Annotated in this window: 21 protein-coding genes; 17 read left to right on the forward strand and 4 right to left on the reverse strand. The window is 54.1% G+C overall.

Translation table 11 applies throughout. The annotated features are described in order from the left end of the window. Window positions 1-26: 26 nt before the first annotated feature. From B9Z41_RS01300 to dnaB, 7 genes are all read left to right on the forward strand, one after another. Window positions 27-290 carry a hypothetical protein gene (locus tag B9Z41_RS01300; protein ID WP_100144216.1) on the forward strand — a complete coding sequence of 88 codons (264 nt, stop codon included), beginning with the start codon at window positions 27-29 and terminating at the stop codon, window positions 288-290. Beyond that, window positions 280-2,274 (forward strand): VC_2705 family sodium/solute symporter, encoded by a 1,995-nt coding sequence (locus B9Z41_RS01305; RefSeq protein WP_233202452.1) that lies wholly within the window; start codon window positions 280-282, stop codon window positions 2,272-2,274. The genes B9Z41_RS01300 and B9Z41_RS01305 overlap by 11 nt, the downstream gene beginning before the upstream one ends. A gap of 72 nt (window positions 2,275-2,346) precedes the next feature. Next, entirely contained in the window at window positions 2,347-2,712 is a 366-nt protein-coding gene (rpsF, locus tag B9Z41_RS01310; protein WP_100144219.1) for a 30S ribosomal protein S6, read from the forward strand. Window positions 2,713-2,735: 23 nt separating this feature from the next. Then, the gene (priB, locus tag B9Z41_RS01315; protein WP_369823263.1) at window positions 2,736-3,026 is read left to right on the forward strand and encodes a primosomal replication protein N; all 291 of its coding nucleotides are present in this window, start codon (window positions 2,736-2,738) and stop codon (window positions 3,024-3,026) included. 12 nt (window positions 3,027-3,038) lie between these two features. Continuing rightward, window positions 3,039-3,320, forward strand: coding sequence for a 30S ribosomal protein S18 (rpsR, locus tag B9Z41_RS01320; protein WP_100144223.1), 282 nt, complete (start codon window positions 3,039-3,041; stop codon window positions 3,318-3,320). A gap of 12 nt (window positions 3,321-3,332) precedes the next feature. Then, window positions 3,333-3,785, forward strand: coding sequence for a 50S ribosomal protein L9 (rplI, locus tag B9Z41_RS01325; protein ID WP_100144225.1), 453 nt, complete (start codon window positions 3,333-3,335; stop codon window positions 3,783-3,785). A gap of 140 nt (window positions 3,786-3,925) precedes the next feature. Continuing rightward, the gene (gene dnaB / locus B9Z41_RS01330; protein ID WP_100144227.1) at window positions 3,926-5,335 is read left to right on the forward strand and encodes a replicative DNA helicase; all 1,410 of its coding nucleotides are present in this window, start codon (window positions 3,926-3,928) and stop codon (window positions 5,333-5,335) included. A 3-nt stretch (window positions 5,336-5,338) separates the two neighbouring features. Here dnaB and B9Z41_RS01335 read toward each other — a convergent pair whose 3' ends face one another. The 3 genes from B9Z41_RS01335 to B9Z41_RS01345 all read right to left on the reverse strand — a co-directional run bounded on the left by B9Z41_RS01335 (window position 5,339) and on the right by B9Z41_RS01345 (window position 8,205). Further along, window positions 5,339-7,039 (reverse strand): PhoH family protein, encoded by a 1,701-nt coding sequence (locus B9Z41_RS01335; RefSeq protein WP_100144229.1) that lies wholly within the window; start codon window positions 7,037-7,039, stop codon window positions 5,339-5,341. A gap of 162 nt (window positions 7,040-7,201) precedes the next feature. Then, entirely contained in the window at window positions 7,202-7,681 is a 480-nt protein-coding gene (locus B9Z41_RS01340; protein ID WP_100144231.1) for a peroxiredoxin, read from the reverse strand. A gap of 140 nt (window positions 7,682-7,821) precedes the next feature. Then, window positions 7,822-8,205: an Mth938-like domain-containing protein gene (locus tag B9Z41_RS01345; RefSeq protein WP_100144233.1), complete on the reverse strand. Its 384-nt coding sequence runs from the start codon at window positions 8,203-8,205 to the stop codon at window positions 7,822-7,824. Between the two features lie 90 nt (window positions 8,206-8,295). Here B9Z41_RS01345 and B9Z41_RS01350 point away from each other — a divergent pair, with 90 nt between their 5' ends. From B9Z41_RS01350 to B9Z41_RS01395, 10 genes are all read left to right on the forward strand, one after another. Beyond that, window positions 8,296-9,522, forward strand: a complete 1,227-nt coding sequence (locus B9Z41_RS01350) for a pyridoxal phosphate-dependent aminotransferase (protein WP_100144235.1) — start codon at window positions 8,296-8,298, stop codon at window positions 9,520-9,522. Then, window positions 9,519-10,829, forward strand: a complete 1,311-nt coding sequence (locus tag B9Z41_RS01355; protein WP_100144237.1) for a homoserine dehydrogenase — start codon at window positions 9,519-9,521, stop codon at window positions 10,827-10,829. Before B9Z41_RS01350 ends, B9Z41_RS01355 begins: the two co-directional genes overlap by 4 nt. After that, window positions 10,829-12,262 (forward strand): threonine synthase, encoded by a 1,434-nt coding sequence (gene thrC, locus B9Z41_RS01360; RefSeq protein WP_100144239.1) that lies wholly within the window; start codon window positions 10,829-10,831, stop codon window positions 12,260-12,262. Before B9Z41_RS01355 ends, thrC begins: the two co-directional genes overlap by 1 nt. Then, a complete protein-coding gene (gene mobB / locus B9Z41_RS01365) occupies window positions 12,259-12,789 on the forward strand; it encodes a molybdopterin-guanine dinucleotide biosynthesis protein B (protein ID WP_100144241.1) in 531 nt (176 codons plus the stop codon). The genes thrC and mobB overlap by 4 nt, the downstream gene beginning before the upstream one ends. After that, window positions 12,786-14,030, forward strand: coding sequence for a gephyrin-like molybdotransferase Glp (glp, locus tag B9Z41_RS01370; RefSeq protein WP_100144243.1), 1,245 nt, complete (start codon window positions 12,786-12,788; stop codon window positions 14,028-14,030). The genes mobB and glp overlap by 4 nt, the downstream gene beginning before the upstream one ends. After that, the gene (gene moaD, locus B9Z41_RS01375) at window positions 14,027-14,278 is read left to right on the forward strand and encodes a molybdopterin converting factor subunit 1 (protein ID WP_100144245.1); all 252 of its coding nucleotides are present in this window, start codon (window positions 14,027-14,029) and stop codon (window positions 14,276-14,278) included. The genes glp and moaD overlap by 4 nt, the downstream gene beginning before the upstream one ends. Before the next feature lie 2 nt (window positions 14,279-14,280). After that, on the forward strand, window positions 14,281-14,757 hold the full coding sequence (gene moaE / locus B9Z41_RS01380; RefSeq protein WP_369823265.1) for a molybdopterin synthase catalytic subunit MoaE: 477 nt from the start codon (window positions 14,281-14,283) through the stop codon (window positions 14,755-14,757). A 134-nt stretch (window positions 14,758-14,891) separates the two neighbouring features. Then, window positions 14,892-17,495, forward strand: a complete 2,604-nt coding sequence (gene clpB, locus B9Z41_RS01385; protein ID WP_100144247.1) for an ATP-dependent chaperone ClpB — start codon at window positions 14,892-14,894, stop codon at window positions 17,493-17,495. A 93-nt stretch (window positions 17,496-17,588) separates the two neighbouring features. Further along, window positions 17,589-18,800, forward strand: coding sequence for an MFS transporter (locus B9Z41_RS01390; RefSeq protein ID WP_100144249.1), 1,212 nt, complete (start codon window positions 17,589-17,591; stop codon window positions 18,798-18,800). Between the two features lie 17 nt (window positions 18,801-18,817). Then, a complete protein-coding gene (locus B9Z41_RS01395) occupies window positions 18,818-20,521 on the forward strand; it encodes a thiamine pyrophosphate-binding protein (protein ID WP_100144251.1) in 1,704 nt (567 codons plus the stop codon). Between the two features lie 66 nt (window positions 20,522-20,587). On the opposite strand, the gene B9Z41_RS01400 is transcribed toward B9Z41_RS01395, so the two are convergent. Continuing rightward, complete coding sequence (locus B9Z41_RS01400; RefSeq protein ID WP_100144253.1) at window positions 20,588-21,049, reverse strand: SWIB/MDM2 domain-containing protein; 462 nt, start codon at window positions 21,047-21,049, stop codon at window positions 20,588-20,590. Window positions 21,050-21,264: the final 215 nt, after the last annotated feature.

The following is a 21,264-nucleotide window of genomic DNA, read 5'->3' on the forward strand; positions in this document are numbered from 1 at the left end:
TTTTTAACTGTTACAAATCAACTGTGATGCATCAGCAAATCCAAGCCTCTGCCGACGACCTCGATGTGCCAACCCATGAAGTGGCTGCACCTGAGGGCTTACGTCATCGCACGCGAGTTGGCCTGTGCTTGTTGGTTTTGATCACCGTCGTTGCGCTCGCTGTGGCGTGGTGTTGGCCTGAGCGCACAGCGCTGCACTTCTGGCTGGTCGCGCAAGCATTGCCGGTTTTTTATGCAGTCTTGGCATGGTGGTGGGCGCGTGAACCTGTGGAGGCTGAGCATGGGCTTTAGACCTTGGCGGTGGCGTCTGGTCTTGGCGGGATTGATGGGGGTGACCGTCTTGTCGCTAGGTCTTTGGCTGGCGGACTTGCTGGGGGTCTCTAAATCCCTGATCAATGGATTCTTTTTGGTGGTGTCGATCATTGGTTATGCCGTGATTGGCATGTTTTGTCGTACCGGTAACCCAGAAGAGTATTACGTGGCTGGACGTCGCGTCAGTGCGCCGTTCAATGGTATGGCCACCGCAGCAGATTGGATGTCTGCTGCCTCGTTTATCGGGTTGACTGGGCTGTTGCTTTCTGATGGTTTTGTAGGGGATGGACACCATGCGGGGGGCTTGGCCTATGTCTTGGGGTGGACCGGGGGTTTTTGTCTTTTGGGGTTTTTGTTTGCTGCGAAACTGAATGCCTCATCTGCCATCACTATTCCTGACTTTTTAGGCCAACGGTTCCAGAGTCCGTCCGTTCGGTGGTTGGCTGCATGGGGTGCCATTTTGTGCTCCAGTATTTATCTGATTGCACAGATTTATGGCATCGGTTTGGTGGCTTCCATGCTGTCTGGGCTGACGTTTGAATTAGGCGTTTTCTTGGCATTGGGTGGGATTTTGCTGTGTTCTTTTCTGGGGGGCATGCGCGCGGTCACCTGGACCCAGGTGGTGCAGTGCGTGGTCATCGTGGCATCGATGCTGGCTTTGGGCGTTGCTGTGTCGTGGAAAACGCAGGGGCACCCTGTGTTGGCTGTGGCGGCGGCGCAGTCATTGCAAACCATTGAGCGTCGAGCCAAAGAGATTGAGGCTGATCCAGCAGAGCAGCGCACACGGCAGGCGATTGCTTTGCGAATTCGTGATCTAGATTCAAAAATCGCCGATCCCGTGGCTGCACGCACCATTGAGCGTCAAGTCATTGCTCGACAAATTGCGCGGGCTAAAGCGGATAACGCGCCTTTGCGCGAGATTCAAGCTTTGGAAGCCAATCCAGCCTGGCGAGAGGTCGGGGTAGAGCGTTTGACGCAAGCGTGGTGGACCGAGCGTGAGCAATTGATACAAACACTCAATCGTCCGGTGGGTTTTCAAGCGGCTGATCTGCATGGCTTGAATCAAGGGTGGGTGAACACGGTTGCGCTGGTGTTTTGTTTGATGGTGGGGACTGCGGCACTGCCTCATGTGCTGGTTCGTTCCTATACGGCATCAAGTCCTACACAAGCCCAGCGTTCGGTAGTTTGGGCGCTGTTTTTTATCGTAGTGGTGTATCTGTGTGCTTCGGCGTTGGCGGTTCTGATCAAGTCGTTTGTCTTGACGGAATTGGTGGGGGTGAATTTAGACCAATTGCCGGATTGGGCTGATCGACTCAAATTGCGCAAACTGGCCTTGCTCACTGTTCAAGACTACAACCACGATGGCATTGTGCAGTTTTCAGACGTTCGTTTGTTCAACGACTACGTGGTGTTGGCAGTGCCGGAGATTGCACGTTTATCCCCGGTTTTTACAGGCCTGATTGCCGCCGGTGCATTGGCTGCTGCGTTGTCTACCGCAGACGGTCTCTTGTTAACCATCTCTAATGCTTTGGCGCAAGACTTGTACTTCCAAACAGCCGCGCCACAAGCCCCAGCATTGCGACGTGTGATGTTGTCAAAAATTTTGCTCATGGTGGTGGCATTGCTGGCGGCGTGGTTTGCTACCAATCGACCTGTCAACATTTTGTTTTGGATTACCTGTGCTTTTTCGTTGGCGGCATCCACCTTTTTCCCCGTCTTGCTGCTAGGGCTATATTGGCCCGCAATGAACCGTGTGGGGGCCATCGCAGCGATGGCGTCGGGCTTGGGGGTTTCTTTTTACTACATCGTCTCTAATCACCCCTGGGTTCAGATGAGGCTGCAGCTGAGCCCTCAGGACACAATTTGGTGGGGCTTGGATCCAACTTGTGCGGCCGTTTTTGGTGTTCCGATGGGGTTGTTTTTGGGGTACGTCTTCAGTCAAGCCTCCGCTTCGAAAAATTGACTATAATGACAGGCTTTCCCTTGCTACACCACGTCTGACGCCGTGGGTGGCTTTAACCCTCAAGGAGTGTCCATGCGTCATTACGAAATCATTTTGTTGATCCATCCGGATCAAAGCGAGCAAGTCCCAGCCATGCTGGAGCGTTACAAAGGCATGATCACCGCAGGTGGTGGTGCTATTCACCGCATGGAAGACTGGGGCCGTCGCCAGCTGTCTTACATGATCAACAAGTTGGCCAAAGCCCACTATATTTGTTTGAATATTGAAGCTGACCAAGCTGTGATGTCTGAACTTGAGCATGCGTTCAAGTTCAACGACGCAGTGTTGCGCCACCTGACCGTTTTGAAGAAGAAAGCTGATACAGCGCCTTCTTCAATGATGAAAACGGTAGAGCGCGAAGAGGCTCGCAAAGCGCAACAAGCCGAATTCTCGGCTTAAGTTTTTGCGTTTTATTGCAAGGTGTGAATCACATTGTTTTGAACGCTTGCATCGCAGAGGTTTCGGCCTTGCGGTACACCCCAGCAGGGTTGCCTGCACTTGATTTGAGACTCGAACATGAGTCTGATATCGAAGAAGCGGGGCAGCAGCGCCAAGTCAAAGCAAGTGTCAAAACCGTTGCCGTGGGAAATCTTGCTGCGCAGTTGGCTCAGCAACCTCTTGGCAGTGTTTGGCAGTTCACGGGCTTCTTAGCCTCACCACGCAATAGCAAAAACGTCGTCCTTCACATTCAAAATTTTCAGCAAATTTCATAGAAAGCCCAGATCATGGCTACGTTCAAGAAATTCAACAAAGACAAGCGCCCCAAGCGCAACACGCAATCTCTGCTGTTCAAGCGCAAGCGCTTTTGCCGCTTCACCGTCACTGGCGTGGAAGAGATTGACTACAAAGATGTCGACACTTTGCGTGACTTCATCGCCGAAAACGGCAAAATCATCCCCGCTCGTCTGACCGGCACCCGTGCCATTTACCAGCGTCAGCTCAACACGGCCATCAAGCGTGCACGCTTTCTTGCCATGTTGCCCTACAGCGACCAGCACAAAATTTAAGGAGAAACGACCATGCAAATTATTCTGCTCGACAAGGTCGTGAACCTCGGCAACCTGGGCGAAATCGTCAAGGTGAAAGATGGCTACGCACGTAACTTTTTGATTCCTTCTGGCCGCGCCCGTCGCGCCACAGAAACCGCTATCAAAGAATTCGAAGTACGCCGTGCCGAACTCGAAAAAGTGGCTGCTGAAAAGCTGGCTGCTGCACAAGCTCAAGGCGAAAAGTTGGGTGGTACAACCATCAAGCTGAGCCAAAAAGCTGGTGTGGATGGTCGCTTGTTTGGTTCTGTCACCAATTTCGACATTGCTGAAGAACTCAACAAGAACGGTTATGCCGTGGTTAAAGCCCAAGTGCGTATGCCCAATGGCCCGATCAAAGTGGTCGGTGACAGCACGGTCAGCGTGGCCTTGCACACCGATGTGGTGGTTGATATCACCGTGTCTGTGTACGGCGAAACAGCCTAAGTTTCTGCTACCCAGTCAAAAGCCGCTCCTTGGAGCGGCTTTTTCTTTTGATTTCCCCAAATAACCCACGCCTTATCCACAGGGTTATCCGATGACTTGGGTGGTCTCTGGGCTTAGGATGTCGTATTCACAGGAACCTTATGTCTGCTGTTTTATCTGGTCTTGAAGAAGGCTTCTCTGGCGATAAACAAATCGCTCAACTGCGCATTCCTCCGCACTCCATTGAGGCTGAATCCAGTGTGTTGGGCGGCTTGTTACTCGACAATGGTGCCTGGGACCGGGTGGGGGACTTGTTGGTCGATGGTGACTTCTACCGTTACGAGCACCGACAGGTGTATGCAGCCATTGGTGCATTGGTCAACGCCAGCCGTCCCGCTGACGTGATCACGGTATACGAACATTTACAGGCTCTGGGTAAGGCTGAGGAAATAGGGGGCTTGGGTTACTTGAATGCCTTGGCGCAGTATGTGCCAAGCGCTAGCAATATTCGTCGCTATGCCGAGATCGTGCGCGAACGTTCGATATTGCGCAAGCTGGTGAGTGCAAGCGATGAAATCGCCACCAACGCGTTCAATACCCAAGGTCGTGCGGTGGCTCAAATCCTAGATGAGGCCGAGCAAAAAATCTTCAATATTGGCGAAGAAGGCTCGCGCATGAAGCAAGGCTTTCAAGCCATGCCGCAGTTGGTGGTTGATTTGTTGGACCGTGTGCAGGAAATGGCCGACAACCAGAATGACATCACTGGCGTTCCCACTGGATTCTTCGACTTTGATCGTATGACTTCTGGTTTACAACCTGGTGATCTGATTGTGTTGGCTGCACGTCCGTCCATGGGTAAAACGGCTTTGGCGATCAACATTGCCGAGCATGTGGCCTTGAACGAAGGTTTGCCTGTGGCTGTGTTCTCGATGGAGATGGGTGCCTCACAGCTGGCAGTGCGTATTGTTGGCTCCATCGGTCGTATCGACCAAGGCCATTTACGTACGGGTAAGTTGAGTGATGACGAATGGCCGCGTCTGACGGAGGCCATTGAGAAGTTGCGCAATGTGTCATTGCACATTGACGAAACGCCTGGTTTGACCCCGAGTGAGTTGCGCGCCAATGCCCGTCGCCTGGCACGTCAATGTGGCAAGTTAGGCTTGATCGTGGTTGACTATTTGCAATTGATGAGTGGCTCAAACAGCAGTGGCGGTGATAACCGTGCCACTGAAATTGGTGAGATTTCCCGAGGCTTGAAAATGCTCGCCAAAGAATTGCAATGCCCCGTGATTGCTTTGTCTCAGTTGAACCGAAGCGTGGAGCAACGTACAGACAAGCGTCCCATGATGAGTGACTTGCGTGAGTCAGGCGCCATTGAGCAAGATGCAGACGTGATCATGTTCATTTACCGTGACGACTACTACAACAAAGAGTCCAAAGAGCCGGGTGTAGCAGAAGTCATCATTGGCAAACAACGTAACGGCCCAACAGGAACCGTGAAGCTGGCTTTCTTGAAGCCGCTGACCAAGTTCGAGAGCTTGGCCAGTGGGTACAACAACGGCGATTTCTAATTTTTAGAGTACATCGCTGGCGTAATCTGCCAGTCGTGAGCGTTCGCCACGTGCCAGGGTGATATGGCCTCCGTGTGGCCAACCTTTGAATCGATCCACAGCATAGGTCAAGCCTGAAGAGCCTTCGCTCAAGTAAGGCGTATCGATTTGGGCCAGGTTGCCCATGCACACAATTTTGGTACCTGGTCCCGCACGTGTGATGAGAGTTTTCATTTGCTTGGGTGTCAAGTTTTGCGCTTCGTCAATGATCAGATACTTGTTCAGAAAAGTACGACCGCGCATGAAGTTGAGACTTTTGATCTTGATGCGGCTACGAATCAATTCGCTGGTGGCCGCACGGCCCCATTCGCCAGCACTCGTCTCGGTCTTGGCCAAAACTTCTAAGTTGTCATCGAGTGCGCCCATCCAAGGGCCCATCTTCTCTTCTTCTGTGCCTGGTAAAAAGCCGATGTCCTCTCCCACACTCACTGTGGCGCGGGTCATGATGATTTCGGTGTAGCGACGCTCATCCAATACCTGCGTTAAGCCTGCGGCCAAAGCCATCAAGGTTTTTCCTGTGCCTGCTGTACCGGTAAGGGTCACGAAGTCAATTTCGTGATCGGTGAGCAAGTTCATGGCGAAGTTTTGTTCGCGGTTGCGTGTGGTGACACCCCACACTGCATTTTTGAGGTGATTGAAATCTTTGAGAGTTTTCAGTACCACCGTTTTTCCGCGAATTTCAGTCACGCGGGCATACAAACTGGGTTCGCCCGGGGCTTCGAAATACACGAACTGGTTGATGTGCAACTCAGGCACGATAGGGCCGCTCAGACGGTAGAAGGTTTGACTGCCGCTCTGCCAGCTCTCTACCGATTTGGCGTGTTTGATCCAAAAGTCAGGCGGTAAGGCCAAAGCACCAGAGTACAACAAGTCGCCGTCTTCTAGCGTCTTGTCGTTTTGATAGTCTTCTGCGGCCAAACCCAACGCACGTGCTTTGACACGCATGTTGATGTCTTTGGAGACCAGAACTACTTCCCGCGGTGCATATTGCACACGCAAGGCGTCGACGACTCCCAGAATTTGGTTGTCGGCCTTTCCTTGTGGCAGGCTGGCAGGCAAGTTGAAATCCAATGCCTGGGTTTGAAAGAATAGTCGTCCACCGACTTGGCGGTGGCCTGTGCTGTCGAGTTTCAGACCCGTTGCAATGTCGGCACCATGGGTTGCAACCAGAGCATCCAAGGTTCGGCTTGTTTGGCGTGCGTTACGCGCCACCTCGGTCATGCCTTTCTTGTTGCTGTCGAGCTCTTCCAGCACGATCATCGGCAAGAAGATGTCGTGTTCTTCAAAGTTGAACAGGCACATTGGATCGTGCATCAACACATTGGTGTCAAGCACAAACAATTTGCTGGGGCCTGGGCGTTTGGCTTTCTTTGGGGCCGCAACCACCTCAGAGGCCGAACGCTCAGCATGGCGGCGGCGTTCTTGCTGTCGCGGTTTGCTGCTGTGGCGAATAGTTTCTACAGGTTCTGGGGTTGAAACTTCTTCTGCCGTGACGCCACCTGTCGTGCGATCGAATGCTTCGATGGAAGATGTTGTGCTTGATGCGCCTTCTGTCTCGTCGTAATGCGCCACAGAACGTCGCGTTGCGCGAGGCTTTGCGGAGGCGTCCAGTGCTTCGGTGTTCAGTAAGGCAGCGCGTTTGGTGGGGGCGGGAGGCAGTGGCATGTGGCGATCGGGGGAGAGGGTTAAAACACAAGCATGAGGCTTAAAAAGCGCAAAAGCCGCCTGGAGGCCAAGGCGGCTTTTGTGGGTGAAACGTGTTCGCTTCTTTCAGCATCATGGGGCCACTATACCTGAGCCCTATGACGTTTGGTGAATTGGGCTGGTTCAGCCGCCTGCCTTTTTCAGTGCCTTGACCGCTTTGAGCACATCGTCCACATGGCCAGGGACTTTCAATCCGCGCCATTCTTCTTTCAGCAAGCCATCGGCGCCAATCAGGAATGTGCTGCGTTCAATGCCTTTGACTTTTTTACCATACATGATTTTATTTTTGACCACGCCAAACATGTGGCACATCTTTTCTTCTGTATCGGCGATCAACTCGAAGGGCAGTTCGAGCTTGGTTTTGAAATCGTCGTGTGACTTCATGTTGTCTCGTGACACGCCAAACACAACTGCTCCGGCCTTGACGAAGTCTTTGTATTTGTCACGAAATTGCATCGCTTCGGTCGTGCAACCAGGCGTGTTGTCTTTTGGGTAAAAGTACAGCACCAGCATGTTGCCCGTGTGCGAGTTGTTAGACACCTTGATGCCACCTGTGGCATTGGCTTCAAATTCGGGAAGGGGTTTATTGACAACAATTGCCATAGCGCTTCAATCAGGTGTGACAGTAAAGACGGCCGATGGAGTGGGGCAACTGTCTAGACGCCCCCAGCGGCAACCCATTATTTTAACTTGAAATCAAAGGGACAGACAGATCGGGTCTCGATGTGTAGGTAATGCCTCACTCAGTCGCTGTTTTGACCTTCAATCAACAGTGCGGCGGCCACCTTGCGGCCTTCGCCCGCCAAGATGTTGTAGGTGCGGCAGGCTGCTTGGGTGTCCATTGTTTCGACGCCAATGCGCTTTTGCATCAAGCCTTGCATCCAGGCGGGTGACCCAAACCGCAGCAGCTTGCCGCTGCCGAATATCACCAACTCGACATCAAGCTCTGCCAGTTGTGCGAAATGTGAAGGGCCGAGGTCTTGAAAGTGTTCACAACCCCAATCAAACTGGGTGCCGTTGGATGCGATGACTACGCTGTGGTGAGTTTTTTCCCCTTGAATGGCGACCCATCCAGGGCCGTAGCCGGTGACAGATGGCACATCAAAGCGATCGGGTTGCAGTTTCATGGGCGGTTTGTCAATGTGTCGGTCTGAGAGGCGGGGTGTTCTGTGGTCAAATTATAGGTTTTCACCCGTAAAAGCGCCCTCGGAGGGACTTTGAAGAAGATCCAAAAATCCAACAAGCTGTCCAACGTCTGTTATGACATTCGCGGTCCCATCATGGACCGAGCCCGTCAAATGGAGGAGGAAGGCCACAAGATCATCAAGCTCAACATCGGCAACTTGGCCGTGTTTGGCTTCGATGCGCCTGAAGAAATTCAGCAAGACATGATCCGCAACTTGCCCAACTCGGCAGGCTACTCGGACAGCAAGGGCATTTTTGGTGCCCGAAAAGCAGTGATGCATGAGACCCAGAAGCAGGGCATCAAAGGCGTCACGCTAGACGATATTTATTTGGGCAACGGTGCCAGCGAACTGATTGTGATGGCTACCAACGCTTTGCTGAACAATGGCGACGAATTGCTGTTGCCAGCGCCCGACTACCCGCTGTGGACGGCCGCGGTTAGCCTGTCGGGCGGCACGCCTGTGCATTACTTGTGTGATGAAGCTAACGGGTGGATGCCAAGCATCGACGATATTCGCGCCAAGATCACGCCCAACACCAAAGGCATTGTGGTGATCAACCCCAATAACCCGACAGGTGCTTTGTATTCTGATGATTTGCTCAAGCAAATCGTGGCCTTGGCCCGTGAACATGGCTTGGTCATCTTTGCTGATGAGGTGTATGACAAGGTTTTGTATGACGGCGTCAAGCACACGCCCATTGCCAGCTTGAGCCAAGATGTGCTGACCCTGACCTTCAACTCTTTGTCCAAGAGCTATCGTTCATGTGGTTATCGCGCTGGCTGGTTGGTGGTGTCGGGCGACAAAAAGCCGGCGGTCGATTACATCGAGGGCTTGAACATGCTCTCCAACATGCGCTTGTGTGCCAACGTGCCTGGTCAGTGGGCCATCCAAACAGCTTTGGGGGGGTACCAAAGCATCAATGATTTGGTGGGCGAGGGCGGTCGACTGCGTAAGCAACGCGACTTGGCGTATGAGCTCATCAGCGCGATCCCTGGCGTGAGCTGTGTCAAGCCTCAGGCGGCCTTGTACATGTTCCCCCGCCTTGATCCCAAGGTTTATCCGATCAAAGATGATCAGAACTTTTTCTTAGAGTTGCTCCAAGAAACCAAAGTCATGCTGGTGCAAGGCACAGGTTTTAACTGGCCCAACACGGACCACTTTCGTATTGTGTTCTTACCGCACGAAGACGACTTGCGCGAAGCCATCGGGCGCATCGCCAAATTCCTAGAAAACTACCGTAATAAAAATTCCGCATGAAACCGATCCAAGTAGGCCTCTTTGGCATAGGCACCGTAGGCAGTGGCACTTTTGAAGTGCTCAAACGCAACCAAGAGGAAATCCAGCGCCGCGCAGGGCGCCCCATCCAAATCACCATGGTGGCTGACCTAGATGTGGCGCGTGCCAAATCCATCGTGGGGAGCACCGTTCAGGTGGTCAGTGATGCACGTCAGATCATTGCCAACCCCGAGATTGACATCGTGGTTGAGTTGATCGGTGGCTATGGTATTGCCAAGCAACTGGTGCTTGAAGCCATTGATGCAGGCAAGCACGTGGTCACGGCCAACAAAGCTTTGCTTGCTGTGCATGGCACTGAAATTTTTGCCGCTGCTCACAAAAAAGGTGTGATGGTAGCGTTTGAAGCGGCTGTGGCGGGTGGCATCCCGATCATCAAGGCCTTGCGTGAAGGCTTGACGGCCAACCGCATCCAATGGCTGGCCGGCATCATCAACGGCACCACCAACTTCATCTTGTCTGAGATGCGCGACAAAGGCTTGGCTTTTGACGACGTGCTCAAGCAAGCTCAAGCCCTGGGCTATGCCGAGGCTGACCCCACCTTTGACATTGAAGGTGTGGACGCTGCGCACAAAGCCACCATCATGTCTGCCATTGCCTTTGGCGTGCCGGTGCAGTTTGACAAGGCCTACGTGGAGGGCATCACCCAACTCGAATCACAAGACATTCGCTATGCCGAACAACTGGGCTACCGCATCAAGCTGTTGGGTATTTCCAAGCGCACAGAACTTGGCATTGAGCTGCGTGTGCACCCTTGCCTGGTGCCCGCCAAACGCTTGATTGCCAATGTGGAGGGGGCGATGAACGCCGTCATGGTGCAAGCCGATGCCGTGGGTACCACCTTGTATTACGGCAAAGGCGCGGGCAGTGAACCCACCGCCAGTGCCGTAATTGCCGATTTGGTGGACATCACGCGTTTGCATACCGTGGACCCACTCAACCGTGTGCCGCACCTGGCTTTCCAACCTGATGCGATGAGCGATTTGCCCGTGCTGTCGATGGAGCAGGTGGTGACCAGCTACTACTTGCGCCTGCGTGTGGCCGATCAAGCAGGGGTTTTGGCCAAGGTCACGGGAATTTTGGCGACGGCCAACATCAGCATTGATGCCGTGCTTCAGCGCGAAGCCGGTGAAGGTGAGAGCCACACTGATTTGATCATCCTGACCCACGATTGCCCTGAGGCGAAGATGAACCAAGCCATGGCTGAGATGCAACAACTCAGCACGGTGTTGGCACCGATCACCCGCATCCGCAAAGAAGAGCTGAACTGATGCAATACCTGTCGACACGCGGTCATCCCGAGCGCAAGCGTTTTTGTGAAATCTTGTTGGAAGGCTTGGCCCCAGACGGGGGCTTGTATTTGCCCGACCATTACCCTCAATTGACGCCAGATGCGCTGGCACGCCTGCGCAACGTCTACGCACACCAAGGCTATGCCAGCCTTGCCTTTGAAGTGCTGTCGCTCTACATCGACGACATTCCCGCCGATGACCTGAAAGCCTTGTGCGTTAAGACATACACCCAAGAGGTGTTTGGCACGGCGGCGATTGTGCCGGTGCGCGCGCTCGAGCCTGGTTTGTTTGTTGAGGCCTTGTCCAACGGACCCACGTTAGCCTTCAAAGACATGGCTATGCAGCTGCTGGGTAATTTGTTTGAGTACGAATTGGCACGACGTGGCGAGGAGCTCAATATTTTTGGTGCGACCAGTGGTGACACTGGCAGCGCAGCCGAATACGCCATGCGCGGCAAACGCGGTGTGCGGGTGTTCATGACCAGCCCTCATGGGCGCATGAGTCCATTCCAGCAGGCGCAAATGTTCAGCCTGCTCGACGACAACATCCACAACATCGCGATTGAGGGTGTGTTCGACGATTGCCAAGACTTGGTCAAGGCTGTGTCCAACGATCTTGAATTCAAGAGCAAATACAAAATCGGCACCGTCAACTCCATCAACTGGGCCCGCTTGCTGGCGCAGGTGGTGTACTACTTTGCGGGGTACTTTCAAGTCACCACAGACAACGCCCAACGCGTGAGCTTCACCGTACCGAGCGGTAATTTTGGCAATGTGTGTGCCGGTCATGTTGCACGCATGATGGGCCTGCCCATCGCCCAACTGGTGGTGGCGACCAACGAAAACGACGTGCTCGATGAGTTTTTCCGAACTGGTGTCTACCGAGTACGCGGCAGCGCCGACACACATGAGACGTCGAGTCCTTCGATGGACATTTCCAAAGCCAGCAATTTCGAGCGCTTTGTGTTCGATTTGCTGGCGCGTGATGGCACCCGGGTCAACAGCTTGTTCGGTGCCGAACTTTCCGCGCAGGGCCGATTTGACCTAAGTGCAGATCCGCAATTTGCACAAGCCGCAACGCGCTACGGTTTTGTCAGTGGCAAGAGCACCCATGAAGATCGTTTGCAGACCATTCGTTCGGTCTACCAGTCCTTTGGACAAATGGTGGATACCCACACGGCAGACGGCATCAAAGCAGCACGTGAGCACATGCAAGCGGGTGTCCCGATGGTGGTGCTTGAAACTGCATTGCCGATCAAGTTTGCAGCCACCATCGTAGAGGCTTTGAACCGCGAGCCTGATTGCCCAGCCAAGTTTGAAGGCATAGAAAGCCTTCCACGTCGCGTGCAGGTGATGCCTGCCGATGTGACCCAAGTCAAGGCCTACATCACCCAACATTGCGATCACGCATGAAAGTGGTGGCCTTTGCCGGTTTTTCCGGGTCTGGAAAAACCACCTTGGTGGAACAAATGATTGGCGTCATGCGTCTGCGTGGCTTGCGAGTTTCTGTGGTCAAGCATGCGCACCATGACTTTGACATCGACCATCCAGGAAAAGACAGCTGGCGGCATCGCGAAGCCGGTGCTTTTGAGGTGGTGGTGGCTTCGCACCGTCGATTGGTTTTACAGCGCGAGTTTGAGCAACCGGCGCAGCTTTCTGTTCACCATTTGTTGGCCGAGGTCTATGACGGCGTGGACTGGGTGCTGGTTGAAGGCTTCAAGCGCAGCGATGTGCAAAAAGTCGAGGTATGGCGTCAAGCGTCGGGCCAACCCGTGCGCTATCCAGAAGATGATTTTGTGGTCGCCATTGCCACCGATTCGCCCGAGGCTTTGCCCGAGGCCACGCAGCGCCCTGTGCTAGATTTGAACGATCCTGAGGCGGTCTGTGATTGGTTGATGGCTAACCAAGACCGCTTCGACTACAACCCACCTCTGTTATGACCCGACCTGCCTTGTTGTCTCTGGATGAAGCCCTGCCTAAATTGCTGGCGCACGCCCAGCCTTTGCCAGGTGTGCAGTCGGTCTCGACCTTCGAGGCCGATGGTCGGGTGCTGGCGCAAGATGTGACGTCTGCCTTGCAAGTGCCACCGCAAGACAACAGCTCCATGGATGGCTATGCCGTGCGAGTGGCCGACTGCGTTCAGGCTGGTGCGTTGCTGCGTGTGACACAGCGCATCCCTGCGGGCTCTCACGGTACGCCTTTGGGGGCAGGTGAAGCTGCCCGCATCTTCACCGGTGCCCCCATTCCAGAAGGTGCAGACGCGGTGGTGATGCAGGAAGACTGTGAAGCGGTGGAGCCATCACAGGTGAAGGTGCTCAAGAGGGTGCCGATCGGACAATGGATTCGCCGCTCGGGTGAGGATGTCACGCGCGGCGCCAAGGTGTTGGCTGCGGGGGACCGACTCACACCCGCTTCGTTGGGCCTGGCCGCCAGCATTGGTTTGGCCCAATTGCAGGTGGCGCCCCGTCCGCGCGTGGCTTTATTTTCTACGGGTGACGAGTTGGTCATGCCGGGTGATGTGGCGCCTGATGCCATGCCACCAGGCGCAATTTACAACTCCAACCGTTTCTTTTTACGTGCCATGCTGCAACGCTTGGGCTGTGACGTGACGGACCTTGGCATCGTGCCCGACCAACGTGAAGCCACCCTTCAGGCGCTGCGTGATGCAGCCAGCCACCACGACCTGATTTTGACCAGTGGTGGTGTGTCAGTCGGAGAGGAAGACCACATCAAACCCGCCGTGCAAGCACTGGGCACCTTGAACCTGTGGCAACTCGCCATCAAACCTGGTAAGCCGTTCGCTTATGGCCAGGTCAACCGCACAGATCGCGCATCAGGGGCGTGTCATTTCATGGGTTTGCCGGGTAACCCGGTGTCGAGTTTTGTCACATTCTTGCTATTGGTTCGTCCGTTTGTGTTGGCCTTGCAAGGTGTCAGACAGACCGAGATTGCTCGCACTGAGTTGACGGCACATTTCGACTGGCCCCGTGCCGACAAGCGACGCGAATTCTTGCGTGTGCGACGCAACGCACGAGGTGGTTTGGATTTGTTTGCGAATCAAAGCTCAGGCGTGCTCACGTCGGCTGTTTGGGGGGATGGCGTGGTAGATAACCCCGCCGGGCAAACCATTGCGCCAGGAGACACGGTGAGTTTCATTTCGTTTACGGAGTGGTTGGCATGAACTTGACTGTGCGCTATTTCGCATCCATCCGTGAAGCTGTGGGGCATGGCAGCGAAGCCGTTCAAACTCAGGCCGCTACGCTGGCGGATTTGCGTGCAGAGTTGATCGCCCGAGGCGGTGCGTATGCCGATGTGCTGGCCCCGGGCCGTGCGGTGCGCATGGCGCTCAACCAAGACTTGTGTGAGGCTTCGGTTGCTTTGACCGATGGCTGCGAGGTGGCATTTTTTCCTCCGGTGACGGGTGGTTGAAGATGTCGATGACGGTCTCCATCCAAACCCAAGACTTTGACGTCAGTCAAGAGTTGGCTGCTTTGCGACAAGGTGATGCCCGCGTTGGTGCTGTGTGCAGTTTTGTTGGCACGGTTCGCGAACGCAACGAGGGCAGTCAAGTCTCCAGCATGGAGTTGGAGCATTACCCCGGCATGACCGAAAAAGCCATCGAGGCTATGTTGGCTCAAGCCCAACAGCGGTTTGACATATACGCCGCACGCGTGATCCATCGCGTGGGCTTGTTGCAACCTCAAGATCAAATTGTTCTGGTTGCCGTGACTTCAGCACACCGAGGTATGAGCTTCCAGGCGTGTGAGTTTTTAATGGACTATCTCAAGACGCAGGCGCCGTTTTGGAAGAAAGAAGTCACACCTGAAGGCGCACGTTGGGTGGACGCCCGCGTTAGCGACGACCAAGCTTTGGCACGCTGGGGTATTCAAGTCAACAACGCTGTTTGAGCGTGGCCGGGTCATTTTCGACCCTCAACGCAGCTGCTTTGACCCAGGTCAACACTTGTTAGGTCGCGCTCACTTGAAATGTAAGGGATCAGCCTCAGCTATGAGGCAATTCAATATTCGATTCCGGAGTTTTCATGCGTCTTGACAAACTGACAACCAAATTCCAAGAAGCTCTCTCAGAAGCCCAAACTTTGGCGCTGGGCAACGACCACGCCTATATCGAGCCTTCGCATGTGGTGGTGGCCATGCTGCGCCAAGACGATGGCCCCAAGTCGTTGCTACAGCGTGCGGGTGCCAACGTCACAGGTTTGGCTGCTGCGGCTGAAACGGCGATGAATCGCTTGCCCAAAGTGCAGGGTCAAGAACAGGTGCAGGTGGGACGAGATTTGGTCTCGCTTATCCAAGCTGCTGAAAAAGAATCCATCAAACGTGGTGACCAATACATTGCCAGTGAATTGTTTTTGCTGGCCCTGTGTGACAACAAAGGTGACTGGGGCAAGCTGGCACGGGACAACGGATTGACACGTCAAAGCTTGGAAGCCGCAGTCACTGCAGTGCGAGGAGGGCAAAAAGTCGATAACGCCGAGAGCGAGGGGCAACGAGAGTCGCTCAAGAAATACTGTGTTGATTTGACCGAGCGCGCTCGCAGCGGCAAGCTCGATCCGGTGATTGGCCGTGATGATGAAATTCGCCGCGCGATCCAAGTGCTGCAGCGCCGTACCAAAAACAACCCGGTGCTGATTGGTGAGCCCGGTGTCGGCAAAACGGCCATCGTTGAAGGGCTGGCCCAGCGCATTGTGTCGGGTGAAGTTCCTGACTCGCTCAAAGGAAAGCGCGTGTTGTCTCTCGACATGGCGGCTTTGCTGGCGGGGGCCAAATACCGAGGTGAGTTTGAAGAACGCTTGAAAAGCGTGCTCACAGAATTGGCGAAGGACGAGGGCCAAACCATCGTCTTCATCGACGAACTCCACACCATGGTGGGGGCGGGGAAAGCCGAAGGTGCCATGGACGCTGGCAACATGCTCAAGCCTGCTTTGGCACGTGGCGAGCTGCATTGTGTGGGGGCCACCACGCTGGATGAATACCGCAAGTACATCGAAAAAGATGCAGCCCTGGAGCGTCGTTTCCAGAAGATCATTGTGGGCGAACCCACAGTCGAAGCCACCATTGCGATCTTGCGTGGCTTGCAAGAAAAATACGAAGTGCACCATGGCGTGGAGATCACCGACCCGGCCATTGTTGCTGCGGCCGAGTTGTCGCACCGCTATATCACAGACCGTTTTTTGCCTGACAAGGCGATTGATTTGATTGATGAGGCTGCCGCCAAGATCAAGATCGAAATCGACTCCAAGCCCGAAGTGATGGATAAGCTCGATCGGCGGTTGATTCAACTCAAGATTGAACGTGAAGCCGTGCGCAAAGAAAAAGACGAGGCTTCTCAAAAGCGCTTGGGTTTACTGGAGGAGGAAATCACCAAGCTTGGCAAAGATTACGCCGACTTGGAAGAAATCTGGAAATCTGAAAAGGCCTCTGCCCACGGTGGTGCTCAGGTCAAGGAAGAGATTGACCGCATCCGCTTTCAGATCGAAGAATTCACCCGCAAGGGCGATTTCAACAAGGTGGCTGAGCTGCAATACGGCAAGTTGCCTGAGCTGGAAAAGCGCCTGAAAGAAGCCAATGCCAAAGAAAGCAGCAAGACTGCCAAGCCAGGGACGCATCGTTTGCTGCGCACGCAAGTAGGGGCCGAAGAAATTGCTGAAGTGGTAGCACGCGCGACGGGTATCCCGGTGTCTAAATTGATGCAAGGTGAGCGTGACAAGCTGTTGCAGATGGAGGACAAGCTGCACCAGCGTGTCGTGGGCCAAGAAGAGGCCATCACGGCAGTGGCCAACGCCATTCGCCGGTCACGTGCTGGTTTGGGCGACCCCAATCGCCCAACCGGTTCATTCTTGTTCCTGGGCCCTACGGGTGTGGGCAAGACCGAGTTGTGCAAAGCTTTGGCGGGCTTTTTGTTTGACAGCGAAGACCACATGATTCGCATCGACATGAGCGAATTCATGGAGAAGCATTCAGTCAGTCGTTTGATTGGCGCGCCCCCCGGTTATGTGGGCTACGACGAGGGCGGGTATTTGACCGAGGCTGTACGACGCAAGCCCTACAGCGTGTTGTTGCTCGACGAAGTGGAAAAAGCCCATCCAGACGTGTTCAACATCTTGTTGCAAGTACTCGACGATGGCCGCTTGACCGACGGTCAAGGCCGTACCGTGGACTTCAAAAACACCGTGATTGTGATGACCTCCAACATTGGCTCACCGATCATCCAAAGCATGGTGGGCCAAGATCCACAAGACATCAAAGATGCGGTGTGGGATGAGCTCAAGAGCCACTTCCGCCCTGAATTTTTGAACCGCATTGACGAGACGGTGGTGTTTCACTCGCTCGATGCGCAGCACATCGCGCGCATCGCCGATATCCAGCTCAAGGTGTTGTCCGAGCGTCTGGCCAAGATGGACTTGGGCTTGCAGGTCTCTCCTGCGGCCTTAGCCGAATTGGCCAAGGTTGGGTTTGATCCCGTGTTTGGCGCGCGTCCGCTCAAGCGTGCGATTCAGCAACGCATTGAGAACCCGCTGTCCAAGCTACTACTGGAAGGCAAGTTCGGTCCCAAAGATGCGATTGCGGTCAGTGTCGATCCGGTACGTGCACCGGGTGAATTTGCTTTCACCAAAGTAGCGGCCTAAAACTTTGGGGCTTGTCCCCCAGTCGACGTCTCAGCTCAAGCGCAAAGGTTAGGATGCTGCCAATCCTGCCTTTGCGCTTTTTTTTGAGACATCATGAGCACCACCCTTGCCCCTAACGACGTGCCTTGGCGTGACGACGCCGCTGTGATTGGCTTGGTCGGTTTGGCGCATGCTAGCTCGCACTTTTCGCATTTGTTGTTGCCGTTGATGTTCCCCGTGTTCATCCAAACCTTTGGCTTGAGTTACGCCGAATTGGGTTTGTTGATGTCGGTCTTTTTTGTGGTCTCAGGCATGGGCCAGGCCACAGCTGGGTTTGTGGTTGATCGTTTTGGCGCGCGCCCTGTGCTGTTTGCTGCTATGACAGCTTTTGTTCTGGCGTGCTTGCTGGCTGCTATGGCGAACAGCTATGCGGCCTTGATGGCGGTGGCGGTACTGCTCGGTTTGGGTAACAGCACTTTTCACCCCGCAGACTTCACCATCTTGAATCAAAAAGTCTCCAGCCTCCGACTGGGTTACGCCTTCAGCGCACACGCCTTGACCGGGAATTTGGGCTGGGCTGTTGCGCCAGTCTTCTTGGTTGGTTTGAGCAGCTTGTTTGATTGGCGTGTGGCCTACGTGGGGGCTGCGTGCCTATTTGCTGGCATTTTGCTTTTGTTGGTGTGGCGACGAGATACCTTGCTCACGCATGCCGTGGTGCATGCGAGCGATGTGCCCAGGGCCCACAGCTTGGCTTTTTTGAAAAATAGCGTGGTCTGGTGGTGTTTTGGTTTCTTCATGCTGACGGCGATGACCTTGGTGATTGTCCAAAGCTTTTCTGTGTCCATCTTGCAGGCCATGCACGGCGTGAGCTTTGAAGCGGCAACCATGACGCTCACTGCGTATATGTTGTGCGCTGCGGCGGGTGTTGTGGTTGGCGGGTTTTTGGCCGCGCGCATACCGCGTCACAGCGAACGTGTGGTGGCTGTTTGTATGTCAGTGGCAGCATTGTTCATGGCCTTGTGTGGCAGCGGCTGGTTAAATGCAACAGCCACCATGGTGGTGTTGGCATTGACGGGCTTGGCCATTGGGATCGGGGGGCCATCGCGCGACATGATGATCAAAAATGCCACGCCCAAAGGAGCAACCGGGCGGGTCTATGGCATGGTGTATTCGGGCATTGATGTCGGTTCGGCGATTTCCCCGCTATTTTTTGGTGTCTTCATGGACCGAGGCTGGTATGGCGCTACGTTGATTGGCGCAGCCTCGGTTCTGTTGCTGAGTGTGTGGGTGGCTTTAAGTGTCGGGCGCCGCACAGTGCATGCTTGAATAAATAGGAGAAGTTGATGAGGCAACAAATCGCTGGCCACTTGTTGGTGGAGTGCTTGATTGAGCAAGGTGTGACGCACGCGTTTGGCGTGCCAGGTGAGAGCTATCTGGCCGTCTTAGACGGCTTTCATGCTTACAAAGATCAGATTCAATTTGTGATCAACAGGCAAGAGGGTGGGGCGGCATTCATGGCCGATGCTCAAGGCCGTTTGACGGGCCGACCGGGTGTATGTTTTGTCACCCGCGGACCTGGTGCTACCAACGCTTCGATTGGCGTGCACACAGCTTTCCAAGACAGCGCACCCATGGTTTTATTTGTGGGCGATGTCGGTAGCGACTTTCGTGACCGTGAAGCTTTCCAAGAAGTGGACTACAACAGCTTTTTCGGACCGAGCACCCGTGGCATGGCCAAACGCGTAGAGCGCATTGACGACCCAGAGCGCATTCCTGAGTACATCGCCCGTGCCTTTGCCACAGCCATGAATGGTCGTCCGGGGCCTGTGGTGGTGGTGTTGCCAGAAGATATGTTGGTGCGCCAAGTGCATGCGCGTCCTTTGTCTCGGGTGGAACCTGTAGAGGCTTGGAGCGATCCTGGCGCACTCAGGCAATTGCGTGAAATGTTGTTGGCCTCGCAGCGCCCGTTTGTGATTGCCGGTGGTGCAGGGTGGACGCCACAGTCGGCCCAAGCTTTGCAGCGCTTTGCAGAAAACTGGAAGCTGCCTGTGGGCAACGCTTTCCGTTTTCAAGACATCTTTGATAACCACCATCCGCTGTATGCAGGTGATGTGGGCATTGGCATCAACCCCAAACTCGCGCAAAGAATTCGTGACAGCGATTTGATCTTGGCCATTGGTCCGCGTTTGGGTGAGATGACGACCAGTGGGTACACCTTGCTGAAAGCACCCAAACCTCAACAAAAGCTGGTGCACATTCACGCCAGTGCTGAAGAGCTTAACCGGGTCTACCAAGCAGATTTGGCCATGTTGTCAACCATGAATGCTGCTGCGCGCTCTTTGGAAGTGTTGACTGCGCCAGTTAGCCTGCCTTGGGAAGCATGGACTGCTGCAGCGCATGCCGACTATGAAGACAATTTCATTTCGCAAGATTTACCTGGCGACATCGATATGCCAGCAATCGTGCGCACCATCAGCCAGCTTTTGCCTGAAGATGCTGTGTTAACCAATGGCGCGGGTAACTTTGCCAGCTGGGTACATCGCTTTCACAAACACCACGGCCTAGCCAAAGGGGTACGCACCCAACTGGCGCCTACTGTTGGGTCTATGGGCTACGGGGTACCTGCTGGCATTGCAGCCAATCTGCTCACTGGACGTACTGTGTTCACGATTGCTGGCGACGGAGACTTTCTGATGAATGGTCAGGAGTTGGCAACTGCCAGTCAACACGGAGCCAAGACCATTGTGGTGTTACTCAACAACGGCATGTACGGGACTATTCGAATGCACCAAGAGCGCGAATTCCCACAGCACACCAGTGGTTCACATCTGCAAAATCCAGACTTTGCGGCCTTGGCAAGGGCATACGGCTATGCGGGCGTACGCATCACACGTACGCAAGAATTCGAGGCTGAGTTCAAAGCTGCGCTTGCTCGTTCAGAAGGCACCTTGATTGAGGTCATGCTTGATCCAGAGGTCATCACCACCCGTGGCACGTTGAGCGCGATTCGTGATGCAGCGCTTGAGCGACAACACAAATCAGCCTGATAGGTTCTAGCTGGACATATGAAAAAGGGCCGCGATAGCGGCCCTTTTTGTAGCACACGAGATGAATTACTTCAGGTGCTTGCCGATCAGGCCAGCCAATTCAAACATCGTGACTTGGGCTTTGCCAAACACCGCTTTGAGCTTGTCGTCGGCGTTGATGTTGCGCTTGTTTACTTTGTCTTGCAGGCCATGCTTCTTGATGTATGTCCACAGCTTGCTGACCACCTCAGTGCGTGGCACTGCGGTCTGACCAATCACAGCAGCCAAAGCGGCGCTGGGAGTCATGGCTTTCATGAACGCTGCGTTGGGCGTGCGCTTTTTAGCGGGTGCTTTTTTAGCAGCAACTTTTTTAGCAGGCGCTTTTTTAGCCACTACTTTTTTGGCGGGTGCAGCTTTTTTAGCAGGTGCTTTCTTGGCTGGTGCAGCCTTCTTCGCTGCTACCTTTTTAGCGGGAGCAGCTTTCTTAGCAGCGGGAGCTACTTTCTTTGCGGGAGCTTTTTTAGCCGGAGCTTTTTTTGCAGTTGCCATGGTCGATTTCCTTCTAGAAGTGTTTGTATTGCCCATCAAAAAATAAACTCTGCTGAGCAACTTAGATGCTAATAGAGAAAAATCTGCTTTCCAAGTGAAAAATCACTTTTTTCACTCTCAGTTGTTGTTTTTTGCGACAGCATTTTCCTTTCGACAAAGGTGGGCGAGAGCACAGAGAAATCCCATGCCACACCGATATCTATAGCCTCATGTAT

Origin of the sequence: Limnohabitans sp. JirII-31, assembly GCF_002778315.1 — a bacterium.
Taxonomy (GTDB): Bacteria; Pseudomonadota; Gammaproteobacteria; order Burkholderiales; family Burkholderiaceae_C; genus Limnohabitans.